This window comes from Paenibacillus sp. sgz302190, assembly GCF_059820445.1.
Genome location: NZ_JBZYAO010000030.1, coordinates 22,203 through 46,461 on the forward strand (window position 1 = coordinate 22,203; position 24,259 = coordinate 46,461).

The 24,259-nt window shown below is 40.7% G+C and carries 29 protein-coding genes and 2 pseudogenes; 2 read left to right on the forward strand and 29 right to left on the reverse strand.

Annotation, left to right across the window (positions count from 1 at the left end; translation table 11 throughout):
• Positions 1–73 precede the first annotated feature (73 nt).
• Complete coding sequence (locus AC6RNO_RS26150) at positions 74–658, forward strand: TetR family transcriptional regulator (RefSeq protein WP_497107282.1); 585 nt, start codon at positions 74–76, stop codon at positions 656–658.
• 127 nt (positions 659–785) lie between these two features.
• Positions 786–1,640 (forward strand): ergot alkaloid biosynthesis protein, encoded by an 855-nt coding sequence (locus AC6RNO_RS26155; RefSeq protein WP_497107321.1) that lies wholly within the window; start codon positions 786–788, stop codon positions 1,638–1,640.
• On the opposite strand, the gene AC6RNO_RS26160 is transcribed toward AC6RNO_RS26155, so the two are convergent.
• The 29 genes and pseudogenes from AC6RNO_RS26160 to AC6RNO_RS26300 all read right to left on the reverse strand — a co-directional run bounded on the left by AC6RNO_RS26160 (position 1,596) and on the right by AC6RNO_RS26300 (position 24,212).
• Complete coding sequence (locus AC6RNO_RS26160) at positions 1,596–1,784, reverse strand: AAA family ATPase (RefSeq protein ID WP_497107283.1); 189 nt, start codon at positions 1,782–1,784, stop codon at positions 1,596–1,598. The two genes, AC6RNO_RS26155 and AC6RNO_RS26160, sit on opposite strands and share 45 nt — an antisense overlap.
• A gap of 113 nt (positions 1,785–1,897) precedes the next feature.
• Positions 1,898–2,278 (reverse strand): GNAT family N-acetyltransferase, encoded by a 381-nt coding sequence (locus AC6RNO_RS26165; protein ID WP_497107284.1) that lies wholly within the window; start codon positions 2,276–2,278, stop codon positions 1,898–1,900.
• A gap of 10 nt (positions 2,279–2,288) precedes the next feature.
• Complete coding sequence (locus tag AC6RNO_RS26170) at positions 2,289–2,723, reverse strand: hypothetical protein (protein WP_497107285.1); 435 nt, start codon at positions 2,721–2,723, stop codon at positions 2,289–2,291.
• 96 nt (positions 2,724–2,819) lie between these two features.
• The gene (locus tag AC6RNO_RS26175) at positions 2,820–3,257 is read right to left on the reverse strand and encodes a GNAT family N-acetyltransferase (RefSeq protein ID WP_497107286.1); all 438 of its coding nucleotides are present in this window, start codon (positions 3,255–3,257) and stop codon (positions 2,820–2,822) included.
• The gene (locus tag AC6RNO_RS26180) at positions 3,254–3,418 is read right to left on the reverse strand and encodes a hypothetical protein (protein WP_497107287.1); all 165 of its coding nucleotides are present in this window, start codon (positions 3,416–3,418) and stop codon (positions 3,254–3,256) included. Before AC6RNO_RS26180 ends, AC6RNO_RS26175 begins: the two co-directional genes overlap by 4 nt.
• 171 nt (positions 3,419–3,589) lie before the next feature.
• A complete protein-coding gene (locus AC6RNO_RS26185) occupies positions 3,590–4,405 on the reverse strand; it encodes a GyrI-like domain-containing protein (protein WP_497107288.1) in 816 nt (271 codons plus the stop codon).
• 422 nt (positions 4,406–4,827) lie between these two features.
• On the reverse strand, positions 4,828–5,352 hold the full coding sequence (locus AC6RNO_RS26190; RefSeq protein ID WP_497107289.1) for an AAA family ATPase: 525 nt from the start codon (positions 5,350–5,352) through the stop codon (positions 4,828–4,830).
• A pseudogene (locus AC6RNO_RS26195) lies at positions 5,336–5,572 on the reverse strand (GrpB family protein); the annotation flags it as partial. The gene AC6RNO_RS26190 and the pseudogene AC6RNO_RS26195, both read right to left, overlap by 17 nt.
• A 140-nt stretch (positions 5,573–5,712) precedes the next feature.
• Positions 5,713–6,267, reverse strand: a complete 555-nt coding sequence (locus tag AC6RNO_RS26200; protein ID WP_497107290.1) for a DUF4234 domain-containing protein — start codon at positions 6,265–6,267, stop codon at positions 5,713–5,715.
• Positions 6,268–6,377: 110 nt separating this feature from the next.
• Positions 6,378–6,641 carry a hypothetical protein gene (locus tag AC6RNO_RS26205; protein WP_497107291.1) on the reverse strand — a complete coding sequence of 88 codons (264 nt, stop codon included), beginning with the start codon at positions 6,639–6,641 and terminating at the stop codon, positions 6,378–6,380.
• A 34-nt stretch (positions 6,642–6,675) separates the two neighbouring features.
• A complete protein-coding gene (locus AC6RNO_RS26210) occupies positions 6,676–6,780 on the reverse strand; it encodes an Imm7 family immunity protein (RefSeq protein WP_497107292.1) in 105 nt (34 codons plus the stop codon).
• Between the two features lie 69 nt (positions 6,781–6,849).
• Positions 6,850–7,149 carry a hypothetical protein gene (locus AC6RNO_RS26215; protein ID WP_497107293.1) on the reverse strand — a complete coding sequence of 100 codons (300 nt, stop codon included), beginning with the start codon at positions 7,147–7,149 and terminating at the stop codon, positions 6,850–6,852.
• Positions 7,150–7,244: 95 nt separating this feature from the next.
• Positions 7,245–7,964, reverse strand: a complete 720-nt coding sequence (locus AC6RNO_RS26220; RefSeq protein WP_497107294.1) for a hypothetical protein — start codon at positions 7,962–7,964, stop codon at positions 7,245–7,247.
• Between the two features lie 63 nt (positions 7,965–8,027).
• On the reverse strand, positions 8,028–8,294 hold the full coding sequence (locus AC6RNO_RS26225; RefSeq protein WP_497107295.1) for a hypothetical protein: 267 nt from the start codon (positions 8,292–8,294) through the stop codon (positions 8,028–8,030).
• 83 nt (positions 8,295–8,377) lie between these two features.
• Positions 8,378–8,962 carry a hypothetical protein gene (locus tag AC6RNO_RS26230; protein WP_497107296.1) on the reverse strand — a complete coding sequence of 195 codons (585 nt, stop codon included), beginning with the start codon at positions 8,960–8,962 and terminating at the stop codon, positions 8,378–8,380.
• A gap of 88 nt (positions 8,963–9,050) precedes the next feature.
• Positions 9,051–9,667, reverse strand: a pseudogene (locus AC6RNO_RS26235) (zinc dependent phospholipase C family protein).
• A 98-nt stretch (positions 9,668–9,765) separates the two neighbouring features.
• Positions 9,766–9,930, reverse strand: a complete 165-nt coding sequence (locus AC6RNO_RS26240) for a hypothetical protein (RefSeq protein ID WP_497107297.1) — start codon at positions 9,928–9,930, stop codon at positions 9,766–9,768.
• Between the two features lie 592 nt (positions 9,931–10,522).
• Positions 10,523–10,873, reverse strand: a complete 351-nt coding sequence (locus AC6RNO_RS26245; RefSeq protein ID WP_497107298.1) for a hypothetical protein — start codon at positions 10,871–10,873, stop codon at positions 10,523–10,525.
• Positions 10,874–11,031: 158 nt separating this feature from the next.
• The gene (locus AC6RNO_RS26250; protein WP_474681293.1) at positions 11,032–11,421 is read right to left on the reverse strand and encodes a hypothetical protein; all 390 of its coding nucleotides are present in this window, start codon (positions 11,419–11,421) and stop codon (positions 11,032–11,034) included.
• A gap of 779 nt (positions 11,422–12,200) precedes the next feature.
• Positions 12,201–12,479 (reverse strand): DUF2277 family protein, encoded by a 279-nt coding sequence (locus tag AC6RNO_RS26255; protein WP_497107299.1) that lies wholly within the window; start codon positions 12,477–12,479, stop codon positions 12,201–12,203.
• Between the two features lie 126 nt (positions 12,480–12,605).
• Positions 12,606–13,559: a ribose ABC transporter substrate-binding protein RbsB gene (rbsB, locus tag AC6RNO_RS26260; RefSeq protein WP_474681296.1), complete on the reverse strand. Its 954-nt coding sequence runs from the start codon at positions 13,557–13,559 to the stop codon at positions 12,606–12,608.
• Between the two features lie 23 nt (positions 13,560–13,582).
• The gene (locus AC6RNO_RS26265) at positions 13,583–14,539 is read right to left on the reverse strand and encodes an ABC transporter permease (protein ID WP_474681297.1); all 957 of its coding nucleotides are present in this window, start codon (positions 14,537–14,539) and stop codon (positions 13,583–13,585) included.
• On the reverse strand, positions 14,529–16,037 hold the full coding sequence (locus AC6RNO_RS26270) for an ATP-binding cassette domain-containing protein (protein ID WP_497107300.1): 1,509 nt from the start codon (positions 16,035–16,037) through the stop codon (positions 14,529–14,531). The genes AC6RNO_RS26265 and AC6RNO_RS26270 overlap by 11 nt, the downstream gene beginning before the upstream one ends.
• A gap of 14 nt (positions 16,038–16,051) precedes the next feature.
• The gene (rbsD, locus tag AC6RNO_RS26275; RefSeq protein WP_497107301.1) at positions 16,052–16,447 is read right to left on the reverse strand and encodes a D-ribose pyranase; all 396 of its coding nucleotides are present in this window, start codon (positions 16,445–16,447) and stop codon (positions 16,052–16,054) included.
• Positions 16,444–17,376 (reverse strand): ribokinase, encoded by a 933-nt coding sequence (gene rbsK / locus AC6RNO_RS26280; protein WP_474681300.1) that lies wholly within the window; start codon positions 17,374–17,376, stop codon positions 16,444–16,446. The genes rbsD and rbsK overlap by 4 nt, the downstream gene beginning before the upstream one ends.
• A gap of 1 nt (position 17,377) precedes the next feature.
• Positions 17,378–18,376, reverse strand: coding sequence for a substrate-binding domain-containing protein (locus AC6RNO_RS26285; RefSeq protein WP_497107302.1), 999 nt, complete (start codon positions 18,374–18,376; stop codon positions 17,378–17,380).
• 237 nt (positions 18,377–18,613) lie between these two features.
• Positions 18,614–19,540, reverse strand: coding sequence for a GDSL-type esterase/lipase family protein (locus AC6RNO_RS26290; protein ID WP_497107303.1), 927 nt, complete (start codon positions 19,538–19,540; stop codon positions 18,614–18,616).
• A 22-nt stretch (positions 19,541–19,562) separates the two neighbouring features.
• Positions 19,563–20,240 carry an FCD domain-containing protein gene (locus tag AC6RNO_RS26295; protein WP_497107304.1) on the reverse strand — a complete coding sequence of 226 codons (678 nt, stop codon included), beginning with the start codon at positions 20,238–20,240 and terminating at the stop codon, positions 19,563–19,565.
• Between the two features lie 132 nt (positions 20,241–20,372).
• Positions 20,373–24,212 carry a X2-like carbohydrate binding domain-containing protein gene (locus tag AC6RNO_RS26300; protein ID WP_497107305.1) on the reverse strand — a complete coding sequence of 1,280 codons (3,840 nt, stop codon included), beginning with the start codon at positions 24,210–24,212 and terminating at the stop codon, positions 20,373–20,375.
• Between the last annotated feature and the right edge of the window lie 47 nt (positions 24,213–24,259).

Here is a 24,259-nt window from a genome sequence, read left to right on the forward strand (position 1 = left end):
CGCATCGTTTTATTGACTGATCAGTCTAGAATGTGTATGATGTATATCATACGAAAGGAGGCTAGGTCTGAAATTGGGAAGAGCCAAGGAGTTTGATCCCGAAAGTGTTCTCCGAAAAGCAACAGCTGTATTCGGGTCCTACGGTTATGAAGGCACCTCATTAATCTTACTGTTAAACGAGCTAAACATAGCGCGGCAAAGTTTATATGATACCTATGGAACCAAACATGATTTATTCGTCTCAGCGCTGAAATTTTATGTTCAACAGAAAACAGAGGCTGGCATCAAACTGTTGAATGAATGCACCAGTGTGCGGCAGGGCTTGGAACAACTTTTCGGAGAAGCCGTTCAGGTACTAACAGACGAGGAACGCCGCAATGAATGCTTTATTATCAATAGCGCAATCGAGCAGGCACCACAAAATCATGAAATTGCAGCATTTATAAAGGCCAGCACCAAGCAAATGGAGGACGCTTTTCACGAAGTGCTCGTACGCGGACGCAATAATGGTGAATTTCGGCATGCCGAAGAGGAATTACCCGGCTTGGCCCGTTTTCTGAATTATTCTCGCCTGTCACTGACCTTCACGGCTAAGAGCGGTGCCAGCGCGGAAGTGCTGCAAGAGTTAGTGCGTACGACATTAAAAGTTATAGATTAATGGCATCACATGATCACGGTTCTCTGGTTGGACTTGCGAAATGAACGCTTAGGCGTTTATTTTTTCATCTTTTCAGACCGATTAGTCTAAATAATAGTTCTGAACTTTTTAGGAGGAAATAAACATGATCGAAAATAGACCTTTAACACTCATAACAGGAGCCAATGGTAAGACGGGCAGCCGGATTGCAGCCTTGTTACGGGAGAAGCAGTATCCAGTTCGCATGGCAGGCAGAAAAAAGCCAACTTCTATTCATGGCGACGATTATGTTCACTTTGATTGGTATAATTCCTCGACGTTTGCTGCCGCGCTGAAGAATGTGAACAATGTATATCTTGTTGTGCCTGGACTGGACATGAATCCGGAGAAGGTGATGATTCCCTTTATTCAGGAAGCGCTATGGGAGGGTGTTAAGCGATTTGTTCTGCTCAGCAGCGCTTCCATAGATGAGGATGGTCCTATATTTGGCAAGGTACATCAAACCTTAAAGGAGCTCGTTCCCGAATGGGCTGTTTTGCGGCCGTCTTATTTTATGGAGAATTTTACAGAGGGACCACATAGAGAGACGATAAAGCGGAGTAAGAAAATCTTTAGTGCTGCCGGTAACGGGAAAATCGGGTTTGTCAGTGCAGATGACATCGCAGCAGTCGCCGTCCATGCACTTACAGATGTTGTACCCCATAATACAGCACATATCATTACGGGGCCGGAGACATTGTCCTATGGGCAAGTTGCTGACATCATCAGTCGATTCCTTGATCACTCCATACAGCATCAGTCGTTATCTGTTGAAGAACTGAAGAATAACATGATGCAGGCGGGTTTACCGGAAGACTATGCAGCTGCTCTCGCAGGACTGGATCTATTCATCAGGGAAGAAGGCATAGAAGATCAGGTCACGGATACGGTGAAAAAAATAACAGGTCAAAGCCCAGTCTCAATGGAGCAATTTGTTAACCTCCATTTGGAGCGGTGGAAATAACGGAAGAGAATCTTGCTTAACCATTCGAAGATGGTGCTTAGCGAAGGCCCCCCTGTCAAGTAGACACATACTGCCGAGGTTGATCGCTGCTATCGTTCTGCCCACGCCACCTTTCTGATTGGCGAGGGCGATAACCTTTGACATGTTTTAATCCCCAAGCCGGTTGCTCCGGACTTCGGGGCAACCGGTTCTTGAAAAGTATCTATATAAAAAGGGAACGCCGTAAAAGAGGCGCTCCCTTGAATATGCTTTTTCCTTTAGTCATCATCGTTACTCGTGAAAGCCATAAATCGTGCAGAATACTGAAATAAAGGACTTCTAGGAATCGATTCGTATAGCCCATGTGCATCTTGTGTTCCTAAAATCCCTGTTAACTCCTTTAGTTCTTCTGATGTTGTTAGTGATTCGATTAATTTCTTCCCAATGTTTTTTCCTCTGTACTCTTCATCAATATATACATCGCATAACCAATACATTGTTGCACCGTCTGTTACTACTCGGGCAAATCCAATTTGCTTACTTCCGTGATATACTCCATAACAAATTGAGTTTTCAATTGATTTTCTTATTCTTTTTATGGGTCTCTTGCTTGCCCAGTAACTCTTTGATAAATAATCCACTATGACATTCAGATTCAATAATTTAAAATTACCAAATCATATGCTCAGTTATTTCCCAAAAATACTTGAACAAAAATAGCGCTATTAATATTTCAATTAATGCAACTAAAGCAACAATTACAAATAATTGTAAGCTATTAAAATGCCCCTTGTATTTCGTTTCTTGGTTTAATGCCAGAATTTCTGCTGTCATAATAGCATCTTCATATGCAAAATTTCTTGGCAAATATATAAAACCATATAAAAGTAAACCAACAGGAGCAATAGCAAATGGAAGCAATATTAGAGTAAAAATTCCAACAAAAGTTAAATAACTTGTGAACAACAACGCTATCCTTAATATTGGAGGAAAAAGCATAGTCAATAAAATTTGAAGACAAGTATAATTAAACCATTTTCTGATTTGTCCATTATATAGTTGGCCAGTACCAGGATAAATTATTGATAAAATACCTGCAACCATATTGGTTCCCCTCTTTCGCTATAAACTCTTTTATGATATTTAGGATGAATCCTGATATTATATAAAATTGGAGTTTTATGTATGGTTCACAGAACCCTATTTATTACCCTTTAAATATTTTTTAAATCCTTTACTTATTGAACCCTTAAAACCATTAGCTTCGAAGAATTTATGTGCATCCAAACGAAGGGAATTGCTTTGAAGCATCAATAAGAAGCAGTCCCCTCCATTATTCTCCTGTTCAATATGATTTAATAACTTCTTCCCAATACCTTTTCCACGTAATGATTCATCAACAATAAGGTTTTCAATTACCCCGTAAGATCGAAACCCAAACATAGGGTCAAGACAGATTGTTAAAAATACTGTTGCTAGAACATGCCCTGCTTCCTCATACACGTATAGAAAGTTGTTTGCATCATTTCGAATCTGCTCAATACGTTCTGGCAACACATTGATTGGTTCATTTGGAACTAAAATTTCATAAAGTCGCTGAATTGCATCTTTGTCTTGTGGAAGGGCTTCTCTTATCAAGATATCTTGCCCCAATTAAGTGAGTGAACTTCAACAGTTACCCCACGCTCAATCATTTCTTGAACTGTTTCATCAAAATCATAAACGTTAAATCTTATCACCGTTGGATTTTGCGCTCTTATCTTTGCTGTTACAGATGCAATACCATTATCCTCAATCATAAGATAACTGCCACCAAAATCAAGTACAGCTAGATCTTCTTTTTGCTCACGGATATTAAGAACCCATCTTGTCTGTATAAAACTCTACTGCAGCATCAAACCGCTCACAAAATAGGATAATTCCTGATTCACGTAACTGCATTCTACTCCCTCCTTCACCTTACTTCTCTTTCATTGTACAGGTACATAAAGATCAATCTGCGTTTCCGGATGGTGGGGACCTCTAAAGCGATGGTCGTATAACTCATATACTATTGTATTGGATGGTACGAGACCATACTGTGGAAGAAGTGTACTGTAAATTGTTTCTTTGGTTTCCCAGATGTGATCAAGATTCCCTGTGTGGGTAAAAATGGCATAAGTTTGTTCTGGCACTGTGACTGCGACCATGCCCTCTGGAATTTTCTCTGGCGAAGCTTCAAATCCAGCGATGTAAACAAATTCGCCTGATTCTTGTGGAATACCGATGCCGTAAAGTTCGTTTGGATTCGTCCTTCCAGTTACTTCGTGCGCTCGTGACATGAAACGATTCCAGTGCATTGGTATCCCGATGCCTTCATTTAACTCCTGATTGCTCCAATTTAAACCTACGACAGTAAAAGATGCCTTTTTCAATACCTTAGGCTCCATTTTAATTCCTCCTGTTTTATTAAAATGATTCATCATTCGTTCTAAACTGATTAACAATTGATTTTGTCGTTCTATTTCATAACGGATTTTTTGTGCATGTTCTTCTAACATAGGCTTAACTTTCTCATCGTCTTGTAAAACTCCACTCAATTTCAAAGCACGAATCGTTTCCACACTAACACCCATAGACCGTAACCAGATAATCCGTCGAAGTTCAGCAAGCTGTCCAAGACCGTAATAGCGGTACTGATTATCCTCACCAGTTTTAATAGGACTAAACAATTCGATGGTATCGTAATGGCGTAGCGTCTTTGTGGACACGTTGAATATACCAGCCATTTGACCTATTGTTAACACTACAAGAATCTCCTTTCTTTTTTTCGTTAGGATTCTGCATATATCATAAAAGATTTCCCCAAGGTAAAGGTCAATATTTTTTTCGCATAATCTTTTACGATGTTTTCTAAGCGATTACATATATGAAATCCATGTTTTATTAACGGAGTCTTCATTTTGTGTTACTAAATCATCAATTATCTTATCGAACATGATATTGCGATTATATTGTTTATTAAAAACACTCACAATAGATTATCTTGTGTCCATTAATGTATCATCGAAGTCCAATCCAATATGTATCACCGATATTCGCTCTCCTAGTTTAATAAATCTGCCCTTTTATAAGCCTTATCGCAGACGTTTGAAGCAAATTATTTTTATTTACCATGGCATCAACTGTACCTACTACTCTTTCATTAGAATGTTTTTCTCGTGCTGTATCAATTGATTTGGCTTACAATTACTTCTATTACATCTTCAATGTTCATCTCATCCGTATGAATATGCTCCTCAAAGCATTTGTCTGGAAATACATCCAAGCATTTCTCCGTCTGCTGGAAGCACCAATTTCCTTCAGTTTCACCACGCTTCCTCAAGCGTTCATATATCGTGTCTTTCTTAGCCATTAAGCAAAAATGGTATATCTGATTATCAATTTCCCTGTACCCCTCATAAATGTAACGAAAATAATTCTGATTATAAATCGTCATCGGTACGATCAAATTCTTATTGTACTTCGCCTTAAGCGCTTGTGCCACTTGAACTACAAGCACTCTCCATAACGATAAATCTTGAAAGTTGTCTGTTCGCTCACCGTTGTCTTTCATTTCATCCGTTATTATCTTTCTAAGCATGTAGCCAACCTCTTCAGGATCAAACAACATGCTATTGGGTATTCTTTCAAGCAATTTGGACGCCACAGTTGTCTTTCCAACTCCAAATGCGCCATTAATCATGATTATCATAAAATTTTTCGTCTCTTTTCTTGGCCCATATCATCGCGCTATTGACCATCTCACTAAGAAAGTTTTCTTTTCCACTCTGATACAAATGAATATCGTTGGGAAACTGCGCGGCAAGTTTCAGCTTTAATTCTCCATAGGCTTTTGCGTCGTCTGGATGCTCAATCATGTATTGCTTAAAAGCCAAATGAGCAAAGATTCTTTCATCGCCAAACGGATGACAATGAACATGTGCTTTTTACATTGGACTCTAGTAGTAAAAATGATTATCTGCTTACTTCAAAACTATCTTCGCTTAATAAAAGATCAATTATTAACTCGGCATGTGCTGAACAATCAAAAGATTCTAACGCATATCTGTAGTTATTCTGGAAAAATCATTCCCATAATAGTTAAAACCCAAACTAATGCCCCCAATACCACAATACAAATTTGTTTACCGCTTAATCCTGTTCTATGAGTTAAATCTGGTTGCACTTTACTCCACAATTCATTTAATGTTCTTTGAACTAGAGCTAGAGGGATTATTCCTAAAAAACTTAATACCCAATAAGGATCGGGTAATTTAGCTAAAGCATAAGTAACAATAATCACTAGGACAATAAGTCCGGGATAAATATCTCGATTTATTCCTTCTTCTTTTATTAAATCCCGATAATCTTTATGGGCATGATAAATGACTATGAATCCATAAATGGGGATAAACAAACCTACTGTTCTCCAACCAGGACTAAATTCTAAATTTTTATAAACTTTTAAATGCTTCCAATTGCGATAATACCAATAAATATCATAGATTCCAAACGTGAGTAGAGATAACAATATAAATTGCCAAACAGGTTGACTAAAAGAATTTCCTTCATTTTTAACGAGTTCTAATTGGGGACCTAGAGTTCCATTCATGTTGTTATTATTCAAAATTGTTCTCTTCCTTTCTAAAAATCATTTAATTTGAGTAGCTATTTTCAAGATAAATGTAGCGTCAGCATCATGAACCATATCTTTCTTAGTTCTGTCAATTTCATTTTTTATACTTTTAACTCTCTCTGTATAGTTTGAACAATCTTTTTAATCCCCCTCTTGCTGTATTTATTACATAAAAGAGCGACAAAGTTATCCATTTCCCAATCTTCCAGTTTTAGATGTTCCTCAATCATTTTAATTTCTTTAAGAAGTTCTTTCTTTGTCTGCTCTGACTCTGACTCGCCGAAAAGTGCTATGTTGTCTGCAAGCGACATTTGCAGTAAATCACGATATTGATTCATGAAATACCGAAAAATGGGTATCGTCATTCATTTCATCCTTCAAATAAAATCGTGTAATCATTCAAAAACATTCGTCTTCAATTACTGGCATACATGGTGATAAAAAAGGGTCTTCACGCAGTGTCACTTGCCCACGAACTAATACATACGCTGTTGAATTTCGCAAGATGTCGTCATTAACTAGTCACTCCCCATGAAACTTCGATTTCATGTTTGCTTCATTAATTTCGTTTATTTAACCTGAGTCTCCATTTAGCAACTTATTATACAAGGCTTGATAAGTTCTGAGTGCTATATTAGCTTCATCTGCCATAATGGTAATTGAATCATCGGGATATAAGATGATAATTCGGATGATAAATTCATAATAGTTTTCGTCCAAGTAGTAAATCTGATAGATCACTTTTTCCTTACTGTAGTGCTCGTTAATCACTGTCGCATCCTTAAATTCCGCATTAATAATATCAGGAACAGGCACAAAAGAATGAGAGTAAGGAGTTTTCTTGAAACCATATAAAATTAATTTGTTTTCCATTTGACTTCCTTCATGAAGTTTATTGTCCTTTACAAAGACGTTACAATATTACGTACTCCTTTTGTGCGATAAAAGATTCGTTTCTTTTTGAAATATCATGAGAAATTATTATTAAAACAATCATCAGATTCACACTTAATTTTATACCATTGATAACCATAGTCAGTTATGTTTGACTGAATCAATAATCTGCTGCCACAGCGTGTACAAGTATATTCTGTTCGACTACCTCTTTTATACTCGGCCAGATACGCTTCTGCGTGTGCTACCTCATTGATTATAAGCTTAAGAGCATGATCACTTATGTCGAAAGGTTTCATGTCGCCTCTTCTTGCATCAATTGAACGAGAAAAAGCTCCAAATCCGCCAACAAGTTCGTGGTGATGTGTGCTAATCTGTCCGCCGCCTCTTTCAAACAATTTGATCATCGGTTCATATATATATGGGAACCGTAATGCAATCAAGTTACCACTATCAAGCAGAGAACACCATCTCAGATAGTGGATGCTTAATATTTTCATAAGCAAAATATCGATCTCTTTAAGGTTTGGAAATGTTATTAGGAAATTGTCCCATTCATTTTCGTCCATTTTATAACCAATTAACAAGTCCATTCCCATATAAATACTTGTGGCTTCCTTTGAGATAAACCGCAAAAAAACGCCAACTCTTCGATAATACTCAGCAATTAATATAGAATCTGCTTCATATTCCCCTCTAGATCTTACCTCTTCATATCTTTTTTTTGATATTCCAATATATAGATTCGCATCCACATTCTTAATTCTCTTAACAGCTTCTTCGTAATAACTCATGGACATTCTCCCGACATAAACTCCGAAACTTAGTTTCAATCTCCTAATAAAAGACTCGTTTTATTACCAGCGTCGCAATTGTAACAAATTTATTCCCATTGTTTTTAATACTTTATCCAATAATGACTCAGCTTCTAATATTCCCCCACAATAGTAAGGTGAAATTGCAATAGTGATCAAATCCCACGTATACAATTTTATTAATTTATCAACACATTCTCTAACTTCGTGCATTGGCATTAATATCGGTTCAAAATTGTCGGACTCATTAAATACATGTACAACCAAAGCTTTCTCGCCAATTTCACCTTCGATTCTGATATTTCCCATGCAGCGAAAGACCAGTTATGTTCGCGCATAATATAAACTCGTTTGTCAGAGACCAGTTTTCCTTTTCTAACGAAAGTATTATTTTATTTGTAATAATCAATCCATTTCCCTGAGTATTTTGAAAAATGATCAACTACTAGATCTTCCTTATCTTTGAAATCTAATTCCGTAAAACCCCTAATCTCTTTCATCGTTTCACTGTGATCTATTTTTCTTTTCAGAAAGCCGTTTTCAAACCGTAACTCGGTAACATATTGAAAATGATGTGTCCAATCATAACCATTAAATAAATAGCCTTGACCTACTAACTCATCACATAGAATAATGCCTCCCGAATACTCTATAGGTAAGTCCACTTCTTTATACTCCCAGAAAACGCCATTATTATTCTTTCCAGAAACACCATTCAAGTTAGGAGGATTGTAAACCGAGCAGTCCAAATTTACAAAGAAAGACTTGAGAAGTAGTTGTTGGTCATCAACTTCATACAAACAATAGAAACCTCTGTGACTAGCTGTAAAACTATCAATTGGATAATAACCATATCTTTCAGGAATGAACGGCCACTCATTCTCAATTGCCGCGAGTTCATAACGCTGTTTCTTGATATATTTACTATCATTATCCTCAAAGTCATATCTAAAATAATCGGGTATCTGATAAGTCATATTACCTCATAAAATATTAGTTTTCTAGAAAATTTATATTATTTCTAAGGCATATTTATCATGAAACTTCTCTTTTATTGAACTATCGTTATCTTTTCGTTGAGGAATAATGTTTTATATTCAATAACCCCACATCAACTGATGTCTCTATATAACCAACTATCTGATCAAACGTAAATATATTTAGTTTTTCATTTACTACTTTCGTATCATACTCCAAATCTCCCAATACATATGGATGAATTCTTCGACATCTTTATACTTAACCTCTTGTAAATCAAAAATTGTTGGAATAGAAAAAAGCGTTTTTCCCAATTCATCTTTGAAGCCATAGTATTCCAATAATTTCCCATTTAGTAATCTGAAATCATTATGGTACAAATTTAATACTTCTTTATTAGTTTCCATTCTCTTTCTCAACCACGGTAAATAAAAACCTTTCAACCATATATGATCAGCGATTAAATGTGTAAAATACCCTAATATATAATAACTTTCCTCATGTGAACTATATTTATATAAAAATCCATTGTAATCAATGCTTCTAGAATAATCTCGTGGATCACCTACATAGAAATGTGATGTGTCCTTTGGTGAAACAGCATCTGGAGCAATACTTCCAAGTAAAAATGGTGTTCTATCATCTATCGACAGACACTCTGCAATTCTATGAGCAATAATCACGTGCATTATTCTTGAACCCACACTATCTTCCTCCCATTCTTCAACCAATAACCTTCTTACCACTATCTCCCCAACAGAGGTATGCTGCCTAGTTCAATAAAATCCATGTTTTATGTTATTTACACTTTTTCTAAAATCACCAAAGAAAATACAAAGCTGTTTCCACCACCGCCCCCCATTGCACTTTGACTAATTACTTTCCATCCCTCATTCAATAATTGGTTGAGTTCATTTAAGTTATTCTTTTTTTCAGTGTAAGCATACAGAATTAATGCTTTCTGCATTATGTTTCACCTCACATAAAATTGCTCTTTTACCTGTATTCCAATACGATATCATCCCAAACTTGTGCTTCTATATATCTTTCAGGTCCTAATTTACCATCATTATTCCAGATTTGGGGCAAACCAAAAGTTTCAATCAATCTTGGAAGTTCCTCTATGGCGTACACTTGTCCTCTATAGGGCTTGCCATCTTGAAAACGCATGGCGGGAAATGAGTCACCGTAAGTGAAACTGATTGTTTTCGAATCGAGCAATGTTAGCGGTATTTGAACTAGGCTGCCTTCTATATACCATTCCTTTAGCCAAGCGCATGAACCTAGTGTCATGTAATAAGGAAACTTAGTTTTGGGTTCGCCACCCTTCTGAATAAATAACTGTCTAATCTTACTCTCTAATTCAAAGCGTACTTCAATATAATTGTCTGCTCTTTTACTTGCGAATGTTTTATTTTTTTGGCGTATTCCGTCAAAACTACCTCTGCTTCTGAAACTGACAGGCTTGATAAACCCTTGAATTCCCCTTGGGATTTCTCAAAATAGTGAAAGAGATATTGAGGTACCAAATTGGTCATAGGCCCATCGACCTAACCCTTCTATAAAATAGTGCTTTCATTCGTACAAATGGATTCATTACACTTATCGAATATCATTTCAAAATCACCTTGGGTTATTAGATGTTCAATCACTTCTTCAATGCGATTACGACTACACTCATCTACAAGTAGCATGTCACTTCCCCAATAGTACTTTCCATGTAAGCATTCGCCAGTATGTTGATTCTTTTCAGCAAGCGTTTGAATGTTTTTGTATGTATAAAATGAAGCAACCCATCTTGAGCCATCTTCAAACATGACTATTGCATCAGTGTTATCATCATGGATGTTCCACTCTCCTTCAGCCCACTGTTCCGCCTCAATCCAAATGGAATACTGCTTGCTTTTCATCCAAGCCCCTCCGATTAATGAATTCATTTCAAAATTAATAATCACTGTATCGCTCATCGTAGAGCTGCAGGAACGTATTGTTCCATTAGTGGGGAAATCATCAAAGTACTATGGAAAAGAAAATCTTCATCCATGCTCCTCTAATCAAATCCTGATTTTTATTCATTCATATATTCTATCAGACATTTTCCAATGAATTCTTTGTAATTTGGTAATTCTTGAAGTAGCCATACTTTACCTAAATCAGAAGGCATGTAGATAACATTCTTACTTTCAGTAAATTTACTCGCCCAGCTAATAATACCCTCGGAATTCTCATAACCTAAAAAGTAAACTGGTTCTACTGCTTTCTTTAAAAGAGGCTCGATTAATTGAGGTTTGTATGTTGCAACTGACGAAAGAAATGAAAAATATCCTTCCGCGGCTGTAGTACAATTGTAGCTAGGAAGCCAAGAAATATACTTTTCAACAATATCGTTATCAGTCAAGGAAGTATCTCCATCTTCAATCCTTCGTTGAATTAGTTCCATTTCGCAAGATGTCGTCATTGACTAATCACTCCCCAAATCATTTATTTCACCTCTGTCTAATACAATGAAAGTCAGTTTTCATTGTAAATCTTTTTCCATTTAATTTTGTATTCAATCTTGTAATTCTATTAATTTTCTAAGAAAGTCGCCGTGTCGTATACTCATCTGTTGTTTCTCCTGATCGTAGACCCAGCCATTTTCAATAGCATACTTTATTAAAGTTGTACATGTAGATGGTAAGTTAAGGTTGAAGTACCATGATTCTTTCCATGAGAAGAATACTTCAAAAAAAGATGTCTTGGTATTACTAGGATATACCCGAAAAGAGACAAACTCATTTCTAAAATATTCATTAATTACGCAATGGAAATGAAAACCATTCACAGTTACTTTTTTGAATCGTTTTTCAAATGTCTTCAATCAAATCACCTCTAACTACAAATGATGAAACCAAACTTACTCGATCCACTTCATTTTCTTGAATTGTAATTATAAAATTTTTACCTAATACCCGTATCCTCAGTATATATTCCCCGCTTCAAATTATCCATAAAATTCCTTGTATGTGGTCGACTTTTCAATTGCCACTTGAAACAAGTCGTCCCATAGCTTGCTTTTTACACATGAGATAGTAATAGTCCAGATATTCCAACCAGAGTATTTCGGTTCCATGAAGCATTTCATTTTGATGGGCATGAAAAAAAAGATAGAGCCGTGTTAACCCTATCCTCGTCTTGCAAATTATGTTTCGATCAGTTGCTTGATTTTCGGTGGCTTGAAGTGTTTCTCCATGTATTTTAATCATCTCCGATGCCGAATCTTTTCGCAGATCTCGCACGAGCGCGTTCCATTTCGATCTCACGATTGCGTGGCTCGGCATTGGTGACCAGTGAGTCTAACAGAGTCCGGGCAACCGCAGACACCTCCATAATGGCGCGATTGAACGCCTCCTCGTTCGCCTTAGAAGGCATGGTGAAGCCCGAAATCTTTCTCACGAATTGGAGCGAAGCTGCCTCAATCTCATCGTCGGTAGCGGGAGGATCGAAGTTGAATAGTGTTTTGATATTTCGGCACATGGCTGTCTCCTTTGATTACCGTTATTTTTTCAATCTTACTAACATCTAACTCTATCCTGACAATAACAAAAAGAGTGGCTCATCGCCACTCAATATTCGCCAAATTGGCAAAATATTTACTGATTCTTATTTTTTCGTGATCAAATCCAAATCTACCGGAATAAACTTCTCTACTTGTTCACCTTTCAACACTTTCAACGCTGTTTTCACCGCTGTATCTCCGATGGATGCCGGTTTCTGAGCAACGGTTGCTGCCAATTTCCCGTCATTTACGGCTTTCACTGCGTCATCTGTAGCATCAAAACCAACGACCAAAATATTTTTACCCGAGGCTTGAATAGCTTGAAGTGCACCTAATGCCATTTCATCATTATGGGCAAATATAGCTTGAACATCTTTATTTCCCTGCAAAATATTTTCCGTAACGGAAAGGCCTTTTGCACGGTCGAAATCAGCAGGTTGGGAAGCAATTACTTTTACGCCGGCTTTTCCATCCACAGCATCATGGAAACCTTTCCCCCGGTCACGCGCTGCGGAAGTTCCTGCAATTCCTTGAAGTTCCACAAGATTACCTTTATCGCCAAGCGCTTTCAAAATAAAGTCGCCTGCCATTTTGCCGCCTTTCACATTGTCAGATGCAATGTGTGTAACAACTTGTCCGCCATTTGCTGCGCGATCCACTGTAATGACAGGAATATTGGCTTTATTTGCAGCTTGTACGGCAGTTACGATAGCATCGCTATCTGTCGGGTTTATCAGAATGATATTTACTTTTTTCTGGATTAAATCTTCAATACCGCTGATTTGTTTCGCTGTATCGTTTTGCGCATCTACTACAACTAAATTCGCGCCGGCTTCTTTTGCCGCTTTATCCGCACCATCCTTCAAAGTAACGAAAAACGGATTATTCAGTGTGGAAACGGAAAGCCCGATTGTCATTTTACCGGCAGCCGCCTTGCTGTCCGTTGTAGCAGACGGTTTCGTGGAAGCTCCTTCCTCAAGCTTGGATTGCGTCGAACAGCCGGCCAGAACCAGGAACACCGCTACTACGGCAGACAAAATGAGATTCATTTTTTTCATTGTAAACTCCCCTTTAATGAATTTTATTTACGAGACTTTGATCGGTCTAACAGGACTGCGATTAAGATTACGATACCTTTGACAACCTGTTGATAAAAAGACGATACATTCAGTAGGTTAAGACCGTTATCCAACACGCCTATGATCATGGCGCCAATTAATGTACCGACAATCCAACCTTTTCCCCCTGATAAGCTAGTTCCGCCAAGGACGACGGCTGCAATCGCATCCAGTTCAAACGCTCCTCCTGCTGTCGGTTGCGCGGAGTTCAATCTGGAAGTTAGAATGATACCGCTAATTGCAGCTAATAAACCGCTTATCGAGTACACCATAATTTTTACTCTCGATGTGCTGATTCCTGAAAGCCAAGTCGCCTCCTCGTTGCTGCCGAGCGCATAAACACGCCGGCCAAAAGTTGTATGCTTTAAGATGATATATAATACTGCAAATGCAATGACCATCCAAATAATCGGCATTGGAATTTGCAGAAAATATCCCTTTCCTAATATGGCAAAATCCTCTTTGAAGCCCGTGATTGGCTTTCCCTGCGTATAAACTAAGGTGAGTCCGCGGAATACTGTCATTGTTGCCAAAGTCGCGATAAAGGGAGCTACCTTACCTTTCGTGATCACAATACCGTTGACCGCCCCCATGACCATTCCTCCAATGAGACCGATCCCTACAGCCAGCCACGTATTCATACCGCTTGCCATTAAGCCTGCCGTAAAAGTGCTTGATAAAGCCAGTACGGATCCTACAGAAAGGTCGATGCCTCCCGTTAAAATAACGAAGGTCATACCGAAGGCGATAAGAGCATTAATCGAAATTTGACGTAGAACGTTAAAAATATTACCGACGGTTAAAAAATCACCGCTAACTACCGACAAAATTACAACTATCAGAAACAATCCCAATAAAGGTCCCAGACTCTGAAACTTACCGATTTGGGGTTTGTTTAAAATTTTACCATCAACCTGCATGCCGGTTCCCTCCCCCTGTTGCACTTAACATAATGTTTTCCTGATTTGCTTCTTCTTGCTTAAATTCACCGCTTATTTTACCCTCGTGCATGACGAGTATGCGGTCACTCATTCCCAACACTTCGGGAAGCTCGGACGAAATCATTAGAATAGCTACGCCTTGCGAAGCAAGCTCATTCATAAGATCATAGATTTCTTTCTTCGCCCCGATATCGACTCCGCGCGTTGGCTCATCCAAGATTAGTACTTGCGGATTCGTCGCCAACCACTTTCCGATAACCACCTTTTGCTGATTGCCTCCGCTAAGAGAGCCGACCTTCTGCTCACTGTTCGGCGTTTTGATCAGCAGCTTTTTAATCATGGATTCGGACAGCTCCCTCTCCTTTGAACGGTTCATGAAACCGAATGAGGACAATAGCTTCAAGTTCGGAAGGGCCAGGTTGTCGTTAACAGAATGAGCAAGGAGCAGACCTTCATCTTTACGGTCTTCCGTAACTAAGCCAATACCTGCTTGAATAGCATCAATCGGTTTTCGAATCGAGACCGGTTGACCGTTAATGGATATCGTCCCCCGATCAATCGGGGTTATTCCAAATAGTGCTTTCGCCAGTTCGGTTCTTCCGGCACCCATTAGGCCGGCTATCCCTACAATCTCCCCTGCTCTTACTGAAAAGGAAATATCATGAAGCTTCCCTTTTTGTGTCAACCCATTGACCGTCAGTTTCTCTTCTCCAAGGGCGACTTTCACTTTAGGAAAACGATCTTTAATTTCCCTGCCTACCATCATTTTGACGAGCTTGTCCATCGTCGTATTTGCAATGTATTCGGTTCCAATATAATGTCCATCCCGCATGACCGTGACCTGATCGCAAATCCTGAATATTTCTTCCATCCGGTGGGAAATATAGATCATTCCAACACCCTTCTCTTTCAATGAAGCGATGACCTCGAATAACGCTTCGATTTCACGGTCCGTGAGTGCAGCCGTCGGCTCATCCAAAACGAGAATTTCGGCATTCATTGATAAAGCTTTCGCAATTTCCACCATTTGCTGCTGGCCTACAGAAAGCTCATTGACGATAGTACCCGGATCTATATTCAAGCCCAATTGGGATAAATAGCGATTGGACTCCTGCCGCATCTTTTTCCAGTTAATTAGCCTTGACTTTCCGTAAGTGAATTCACGACCGAGAAAAATGTTTTCCATAACCGTTAAGTGCGGAATCATATTCAGCTCTTGATGAATAATAACAATGCCTAAATTTTGTGCCATAGAAGGTGTATTTATGTCGTAGACAGTTCCACTAACGGAAACGGTTCCACTATCTTTTGTATAAATCCCGCCCAATATTTTCATCAGCGTAGATTTGCCGGCGCCGTTTTCCCCCATCAACGCATGAACTTCTCCGCGATTCAGGGAGAATTCAACTTGTTCCAGCACCTTAACTCCAGGGAAGCTTTTACTGATTCCCTTCATTTCCAACAGCTTGGACGTCATTCCAATTCCTCCTTTCAGAAGATAACTCCAGCCTGAAGAATGACATTGGCATATGGAGTAAACTCGCCTGTTCTTATAATTGCTTTAGCTTGATGTGTCATTGCCTTCAGTTCTTCATGACTGACCTCGCAGACATTTATCCCATTCAACGATGGTTCCATTTGCTTCTTTAGCTTGGAACTTACCTGTTCCATTTCACGGGCCACGAAAGCCTGCTCAACTTGCATTTCCAAAAGCACGGTTTCCAAACAATCCATAAAAGAAGGAATGCCTTGTTTCAAGGCCAGATCGATTCGTTTTACATGGGCAGGAATAGGCAGCCCGCTATCACAAATGACAATGGTATCGGTATGCCCAAGTTCACTGATCACCTTAGAAATCTCGCTATTTAAAATTCCAATCTTTTTCATGTTGATTCTCCCTTGGAATTTTTCGAAAATAGCTCCACTTCCTCTATGCTTGGCATTCCGGCTTGAGCCCCAAACTTCGTAACGGCCAGCGCAGATACCTTCGCCGCAAATGACACGGATTGTTCCAAGTTATTTTGCCCGGCAAGCGAAAAAGCTAGACCTGCATTAAACGAATCCCCTGCCCCTGTCGTGTCGACAACAGGCACCTTATAACCGGGTACTTTGTGCAGCTCACCTTTTTCTAAAAAGGCAGATCCGTCACCACCCAGAGTCGTAATGACGTTGCTTGCCCCTTTTTGCATCAAGCTTGTCATTGCTGTTTCCAACTCATCGCCATCTGCATGAATCCCTGTAAGCAAGCACAATTCAGATCGGTTTGGAGTGATGTAATCTACATTGCTTAACAGTTCATCTGGCAACAACTGAGCGGGTGCCGGATTTAAGACCACCGTCTTTCCAAATAACTTTGCCTTTTTCGCAGCATGAACAACCGTTTCTAAAGGAATCTCCAACTGAAGCAGAACAATATCCGCATCCTGGATAATGTCGTCATGCTGATCGATATCGCCTGGCAGCAATTGATGATTGGCGCCCGGGACAACGACGATGCTATTGTCTCCATTTGAAAGATAGATGGAAGCTATTCCGGATGCTGTGCCATCCACGATCTTAACTGAGTTTCTGCTAATCTTATTATTATCTAAAGCTTGTAGAAGCTCTTGACCGAAACTGTCATTTCCGACAGCTCCGATCATCGTCGTTCTTGCTCCCAGCCTTGCGGCCGCAACCGCTTGATTGGCACCTTTGCCGCCCGGTATGAATTTGGCGTTTGAGCCAAGAATCGTTTCTCCCGGTTGCGGGTATCTGTCCGCTTCAATAACGATATCCATATTCAAACTGCCAATTACAACTATATGAGGCGCCTTCATGTTATCTGCTCCTTTTCGTTGAATCTCTTGGGATTACTCTGACATCCAGCTCATAAATTTTGTCCTCTTCTATGGTGCCTTCGATCTTCTTAATTAAAATCCTCGAAACTAAAGCCCCCATATCATAGATGGGCTGTGCGATTGTAGTTAATTCAGGCTCAGTAATCTCGGTCATGTTAATACCGTCGAATCCGCAAACAGCCACTTGTTCAGGTACTTTAAGGCCCATTCTATGCAGCGCTTTCAAAGCTCCGACAGCCATTAAATCATTTCCGGCAAAAATAGCGTCAACATCAGGATGCCGCTTCATTAGCAGTTCCGTCGCTTGGATTCCACCGTGAACCCCAAAATCCCCTTGAACCATTAAGCTTGGGCTGAACCAATCAAACGTTCGTACGGATTCTTCATATCCGATTAATCTCTCCTTTGCAGGGATCAGATCCTGGGGACCATAAATGTGCCCGATTTTCTTGCAGCCTGCCTCAAGAAGATGCTTTACAGCTTGTCGGCCACCCTCACGATTGTTCGAACGAACAACGCTGCAGGTTGTATTGGTCGGTGCCCTATCCAGACAAACAAAGGGAATGTTAGAGGACATCATTTTATCTACATCTTCAAGTCCCAGCGTATTGGAGGCAAAAATAATCCCATCGATATTTTTACTCTTCAACGCATCTATATATTTCTTTTCTTTTCCGACCTGACTGTCCGAATTGCAAAATATGACGGTGAATCCGTATGTAGTGGCAACATCTTCAACCGCCCGTGCCAGTTCCGGAAAGAATGGATTTGAAATGTCGGGTAAAATTAAAGCAATTGTTTTCGTGCTTTTTCCAGCGAGTCCCCTTGCAACAACACTGGGTATATAATTCAGTTTTTCAATCGCATGTTTTAGCTTCAATTCCGTATCAGCGTTTACATAACCGCTTTTATTTAAGTAACGAGATACTGTTGCAACAGAGACTCCGGCTAATTTGGCCACATCGCGAATAGTTGCCATCCTGGGTTCACTTCCAACCTCATATTTATGGTATCGTTACCGCAACTTTAATAAAATCCAATATTTATTGGCATTTCAATATGTGGTACCGTTTACACACATAATATATCACAGCTTTTTTTCAATTGCAATATGAATGTTTACAATACAGAATTAAATTGAAGGCGGATATAGCTTGTTCAACGACAAAAAAACTGCGCAATCAAAAGATGCGCAATTTTCAAAAATCATATATCATCATGAATTTTTTTTTGAATTCGTAACACACACTTTAATTTGCGCTGTTATTCCTTCACCTCTGCTCAAGGCAACTTCTAAAGGCAAGGCTTCCTCTTTATTAGGATTACTATGGCCGACATGCTCCTTCCAGGCGGAACTTAACATCCTGTGTCGTTGTAAAACAAACTGAAATAATTGCGATTTTTCCGGTTGATCTACAAAATCAGGAATTTGTTTTACAGATGTATGAAACAAACTGCTTAATAACGTTGTAGCTATTATCCAATGACCGCCTGAGTTAGGATGGATACCATCACCTGAACGATAACTAGGGTTAATCTTTCGTTCAAGTTCTCTCATCTGAAGAAGCGGATCGTAAATATTCACAACTTGATCGGCAATTATATCAAGAGTAAGTATCCAATTCGCATAGTTTCGAAGCACGTTGTTGTAATTTTCGTATGGAGTTATATAGCTGTATCCTTCTTGGTCATCGCGAGATAGAACGCAATCGCTTATAGACTCTGGATCAAATGGTGGAGGGGTCATGACGAAGGCTTTTGCTCCGTATTGATGGATGGTGCGGATTGCTGCAAGAATACCATTTTGATAAGCTTGAAACCTTTCTTGGGAAAATGGGGAGTAGATGCCATCATTCATTCCATATCCCATAACAACCCAATCCGGCTTGCTTTCTTGCAGCGCCCTTGCCAGTCGATCAAGGATACAAGGACGCGGAAACGGATGATCCGGCTCTGTTAATCCAGAGGCAGTTTCGCTGCTAACGCCCAGATTTACTAAGGTATAATGAATGTTAGAAGCATACAGATGGAAATATGCGTCCAAAAAAGCGATAAACGTACCTTCATCTGTAATGCTGTCGCCAAGAAAAACGATTCTTTTTTCGTCGGAGACCTGTGATTCCTTACCTGATATTTCGATCATTCTTCGGCCCCCAATTGTCAATTCAGTTACCCGTGTTAATAAAATGATCATTTGTCCTTTTTTGGGAACTTTGCAAATGACGGATCATGGCTGCGGAGGCGCCTTTTGGATCCCGCTTCATTAATTTCTCTAAGATTGAATGATGTTCCGACCATTCCACGTTCGTGAAATCTACATCCAGATTTAATTGAATAAAGCTTACATATCTTTGAATTTGTTCAATATATCCAATAACTAAATTCCTCAGATTTGTATTATCACAATATTCAAGGATAGTACCATGTATGGAACTATTCATTTCCGTTATTCTCTCTAATCCGTTAACTGAGTATGAGGAATCATTGATTTTAAGAGCATTCATTGTTTCCAGCAGCCCCCTGAGTTTGTCATCGGGAATGAGAAGCGTTGCCTTTTCTACTGCCAGAGGTTCAAGCTGCAATCTGATTTCAAATAATTCGTTCAAGTCTTTAATACTCATTAGATTAACAAACATCCCTTTAAATGGAATAACATGCAAATACCCTTCCGATTGCAGTCTGGAGAGCGCTTCGCGAACAGGAATGTTGCTTACCTCCAGAGAGCGTGCCAATTGGTCAATGTTTATTTTTTCTCCGGATTTTAATTTATGAGACAGTATGCCTTCTTTAACAATCCGATAAATTTCATCCGTTAAATTAACTCGATTAATTTTGCTTCTCATCGAACCCTCACCCATCATTTTTCCCATAAATATATCATGTATGATTGAGGGTTTTCAATTTGATGAGAAGCGTGAGCCCTCCTTTAACCTAGTGAAGGGCTCGCGGCTTCCTTAGGCATAGACTTAGTGCTTCTATTCGTCTTTAAGTACGTCTTGGTGATCATTCATATCGATATCAGCATCATCGTCATCCGAATTTTCAGCCTGTTGATTGGATTTCTTTTGCGTCATGAAACGTATCTCAGCCCCGTAGCTCGTACCTGCCGAGTTAGTCGCATACGCTCTAGCGTAATAAACTGTATTAGGCTTTAATTTTGTCAGCTTTGCACTGAACATGCCTAATCCGGAACCGGCGGATACTTGTAATGATCCCTTATCGTCAATTGCTGGAGAAGGCACTGTTGAGTACACAATTCCCCGTGATGTGACGGCGGCGCCCCCATCTGCTGCAACCTTGCCTTTAATTGCGGCTTTTGTGCGCTTTACCTTATAATCGGCGGTGCTCACTGTGGCTGTTATCGGACCTGGTACAACGGCGAAGCTCAATTTATCTAAAAGCATATAGATTCCTGATTTTTTCACAGCTTTAATCGTGTGCCAGCCATTCACAAGTCCCGAAATGCTGTATACCTTTTGTTGGACTAAGCGGGAAGCGTTGTAAGCACTCACTGTTTGCCGGAATCCCCCATCTATGTAAATATCGATGCTGCCTTGCGAGGTATCCATTTCTGTAATTACATCAATTCCGGTTCCCTTAAAAGTGTAGGCAAAGGAATCGCCGTTGGTTTCGGTTACATGCACGTCATTCTGATAATCTCCGCTGAAAATGAAAGTCAGGTTAGCAATGCCGACAGGCTGCGCTGCAAGGTATTCCTTCTTGATCGTTACTTTATTGCCTGATAACGTATAGTCGATACCCGGCACAAGTGTTTTTTTGCCGTTGTCGATTCGCTCTAATGCGTATTCTCCCAATGACAACGTGATGCTAATATCCGCTTGCGCGTCCGGTTTTTTATCAAAACTTCCTGTAGTCGGAGTGATCAGATCCCCCGCAACAATGTTTAATTTATCCAGCAGCATAAAAGTTCCGGATTTCTTCACTGCTTTAAGAGTATGGGAGCCGTTCGGCAGTCCATATATGCTGTATACGATTTGTTGAGCTAACCGGCTGGCGTTATAAGTGCTGACCGTTTGTTGGAATGCACCATCTATATAAATATCGATATCCCCTTGCGAAGAATCCTTCTCAGTGACGACTTCAATCCCCGTTCCTTTAAAGGTATAGGCGAAATAATCATTGTTCGTCTCGGTGAAGTGAACATCGTTCTGGTAATCGCCAAGCCCTCTATTCGTGCTATACCCCCATGAGCCCGTATATTGAATCGCAGCATTGTTATCGTTAATGGAAGCCGCGGCGCCTTGGGATGCGGGAGCGAGTTGAGCCGCGAACGCCAACGGTATCGACGGTATCGGCTGCGCAGGCAAATAGATGTTTCCGGTAACCGTAATCCCCGTATCGTTGTCATTTACAATAACTGGCGCAGTTCCCGTTGATGGACCACTCAGATCTGGGATTAAAACTCTCAATTTATCCAGCAGCATATATGATCCCGATTTTTTGACAGCTTTAATCGTATGAGGACCGTTCGCTAATCCGGAAATGCCATATACGGGCTGCTGAACTAATCTGCTGGTGTAATAGGTGCTTATCGTTTGTTTAAAGGCGTTATCTACAAAAATGTCCATGTCGCCTTGGGAGGCGTCCATTTCTGTAATCAATTCAATACCCGTCCCGTTAAACGCATATTCAAAGTACTCATCATTCCGTTCGGTGAATTGCACGTCATTTAAATAATCGCCAAGCCCCCGATTCGTGCTTCGCTGCCAAGCGCTTGAATAGGAAATGCCAGGATCGTCATTATTTAGTGTAATGGAGGCCCCTTGGGAGGTATCGCTAACAACAATGGCGAGCGTCTGGGCATGACCGGCGCTGAAGTTGAAAATCAGGTTGTTCGTTCCGGTCGGCAGCTTGAACAAATATTCTTTTTTGATTGTCACTGTGCTGCCTGAAACGAAATATTCGGTTCCAGCTGCCAAAGGATTTCCCCCGCCTACGATACCGATCAGTTGATTGCCCTGCAGGTTCAATGTCGTTGTGACATCCGCCTGCAAAGTTGCCTGCTTATCAAAATTTCTCGTCGATGGAAGGATGGTGCTGTTCAAAGGTGAGGAGTCACTTACTGCGATGGCGAGAATCGGCCTGGCTCCTGCACTGAAATTGAAAGTAAGCTGGGTAGTTCCCACCGGTTGGGAAGCCAGGTATTCTTTCTTAATGATTACCTGATTGCCGGATACTGTGTAATCCGTGCCAGGCGCCAATTCGGTTTCATTGTTCACAATGCCGCTCAATGTATTCCCGTTCAACGTCATCGTTGTCATCACATCAGCCTGTAAATCCTGCTTCTTGTCAAAGCTTGCCGCAGCCGGGCTAATCGCACTGTTCTGTGCCAAGGAATCGGTTACTGCGATTGCCAGCGTTTGCGCAACACCAAGCCCCCGATTCGGGTCCCGCTGCCAATTGCCCGTATACGAAATGCCGGTATCGTCATCGTTGATTGAGGATACGCCTCCTTGAGACACCACTTTCAACAACCGCGAAGCATGGGGCGCCAAACTCGTCGCGCTGTAACCTGTGTTATAAACGCCAAGATCGGAATGGCTCCATAAATCTCTTACGGACGCCGCACCGCTTAACCCGATATCGCTCCAATTCACGGTGACCGCCGCGTTAGCGCTGCCAAGATTAAACAGCCCGACTGTGTAGCTTCCGTCGCCGTTATTGGCATACCAAACCTGCTGTTCGGTTGATGTAGATACCGGATGTGCAGGATGACCGGCCTGATTGACAGCGATAACTTCATCGTTCGTCAGCAGTTGAATACCGTAACTATCCAAATTCGTCAGATCATTGCCTGTGTACAATTGAGCTGAAGACATTGCCCAAAGGTTCATGGCCGTCTGGCGCTCGTCCGGCGTGATGCCGTCCATCGCACCGTTACCGATGTCCAGGGAGTCGAAGTCGTTCCAACCGCCAGGCCCGGCGTAACGCCACCATTGCTCGGCTTTCGGAAATAGACGTGCGATATTCCCCCAACTGGTTAAACCTGCTTTCCCGCAGTAGCATTCAACATCCCATTCGACGCGCCAACCGTTCGCATACTTCTTCCAGGTGTCCGCGTAGTTAATGTCCAGCGCCCACGACAGCTCGAACCAGATATGATGAGGCTTAAGCGCCTGGGACCAGGCTCTGACATCATCGCGCGCATCAATGGACGTATCGTTATGTCCGGAGCCCGGTGTTACGCTGTCAAACTTCACGAAATCGACGCCCCAGGAGGCAATCTGATCGGCAATCGAGTTGATATAGCTCTGCGCGCACGGCTTCGAGAAATCAATCTTATAGCCCAAATTCCAATAATCCGCTGTCGTTAAGGGCAAAACGACAATATCCTGCGCATGGCAAGCGGTTCCATAAATCGGCAAGTTGGCGTTGTAAACTGCGGGAGACAACCCCGGAATAAAATAAAGACCAAATTTTTGCCCATTGTTGTGCACATGATCAATGACCTCGCCAATACCGTTCGGATAGAGCGCGGTGCTCGGTTGCGGCCGTCCGTATGCATCCGTGCTGCCGCTCCAGCCCGCATCTACATTGATATAATTATAGCCATGGGGTTGCAGTGTCCTATGCATAGCGTCGGATTGAGCCATAATTTGTGCGGCTGTTATCCAATTCGGGCTGTTCTGATATACCTGCATGCTGTAGCTGCTCCAGCCCATGTACGGTTTTTGAGCTAATCCGTTATCGGCCGCGTTCACCATAGTCGTATTTGGAATCAAGAGGGCAAGCAGCGCCAGCAAGAATCCAAAAACCAAATGCCGGCTTTTCGTTTTATTCCATCGTTCAGCCACATCATTCATCCCCTTTTTCACAATAAATTCGCCGTAAAAAAGTCAGA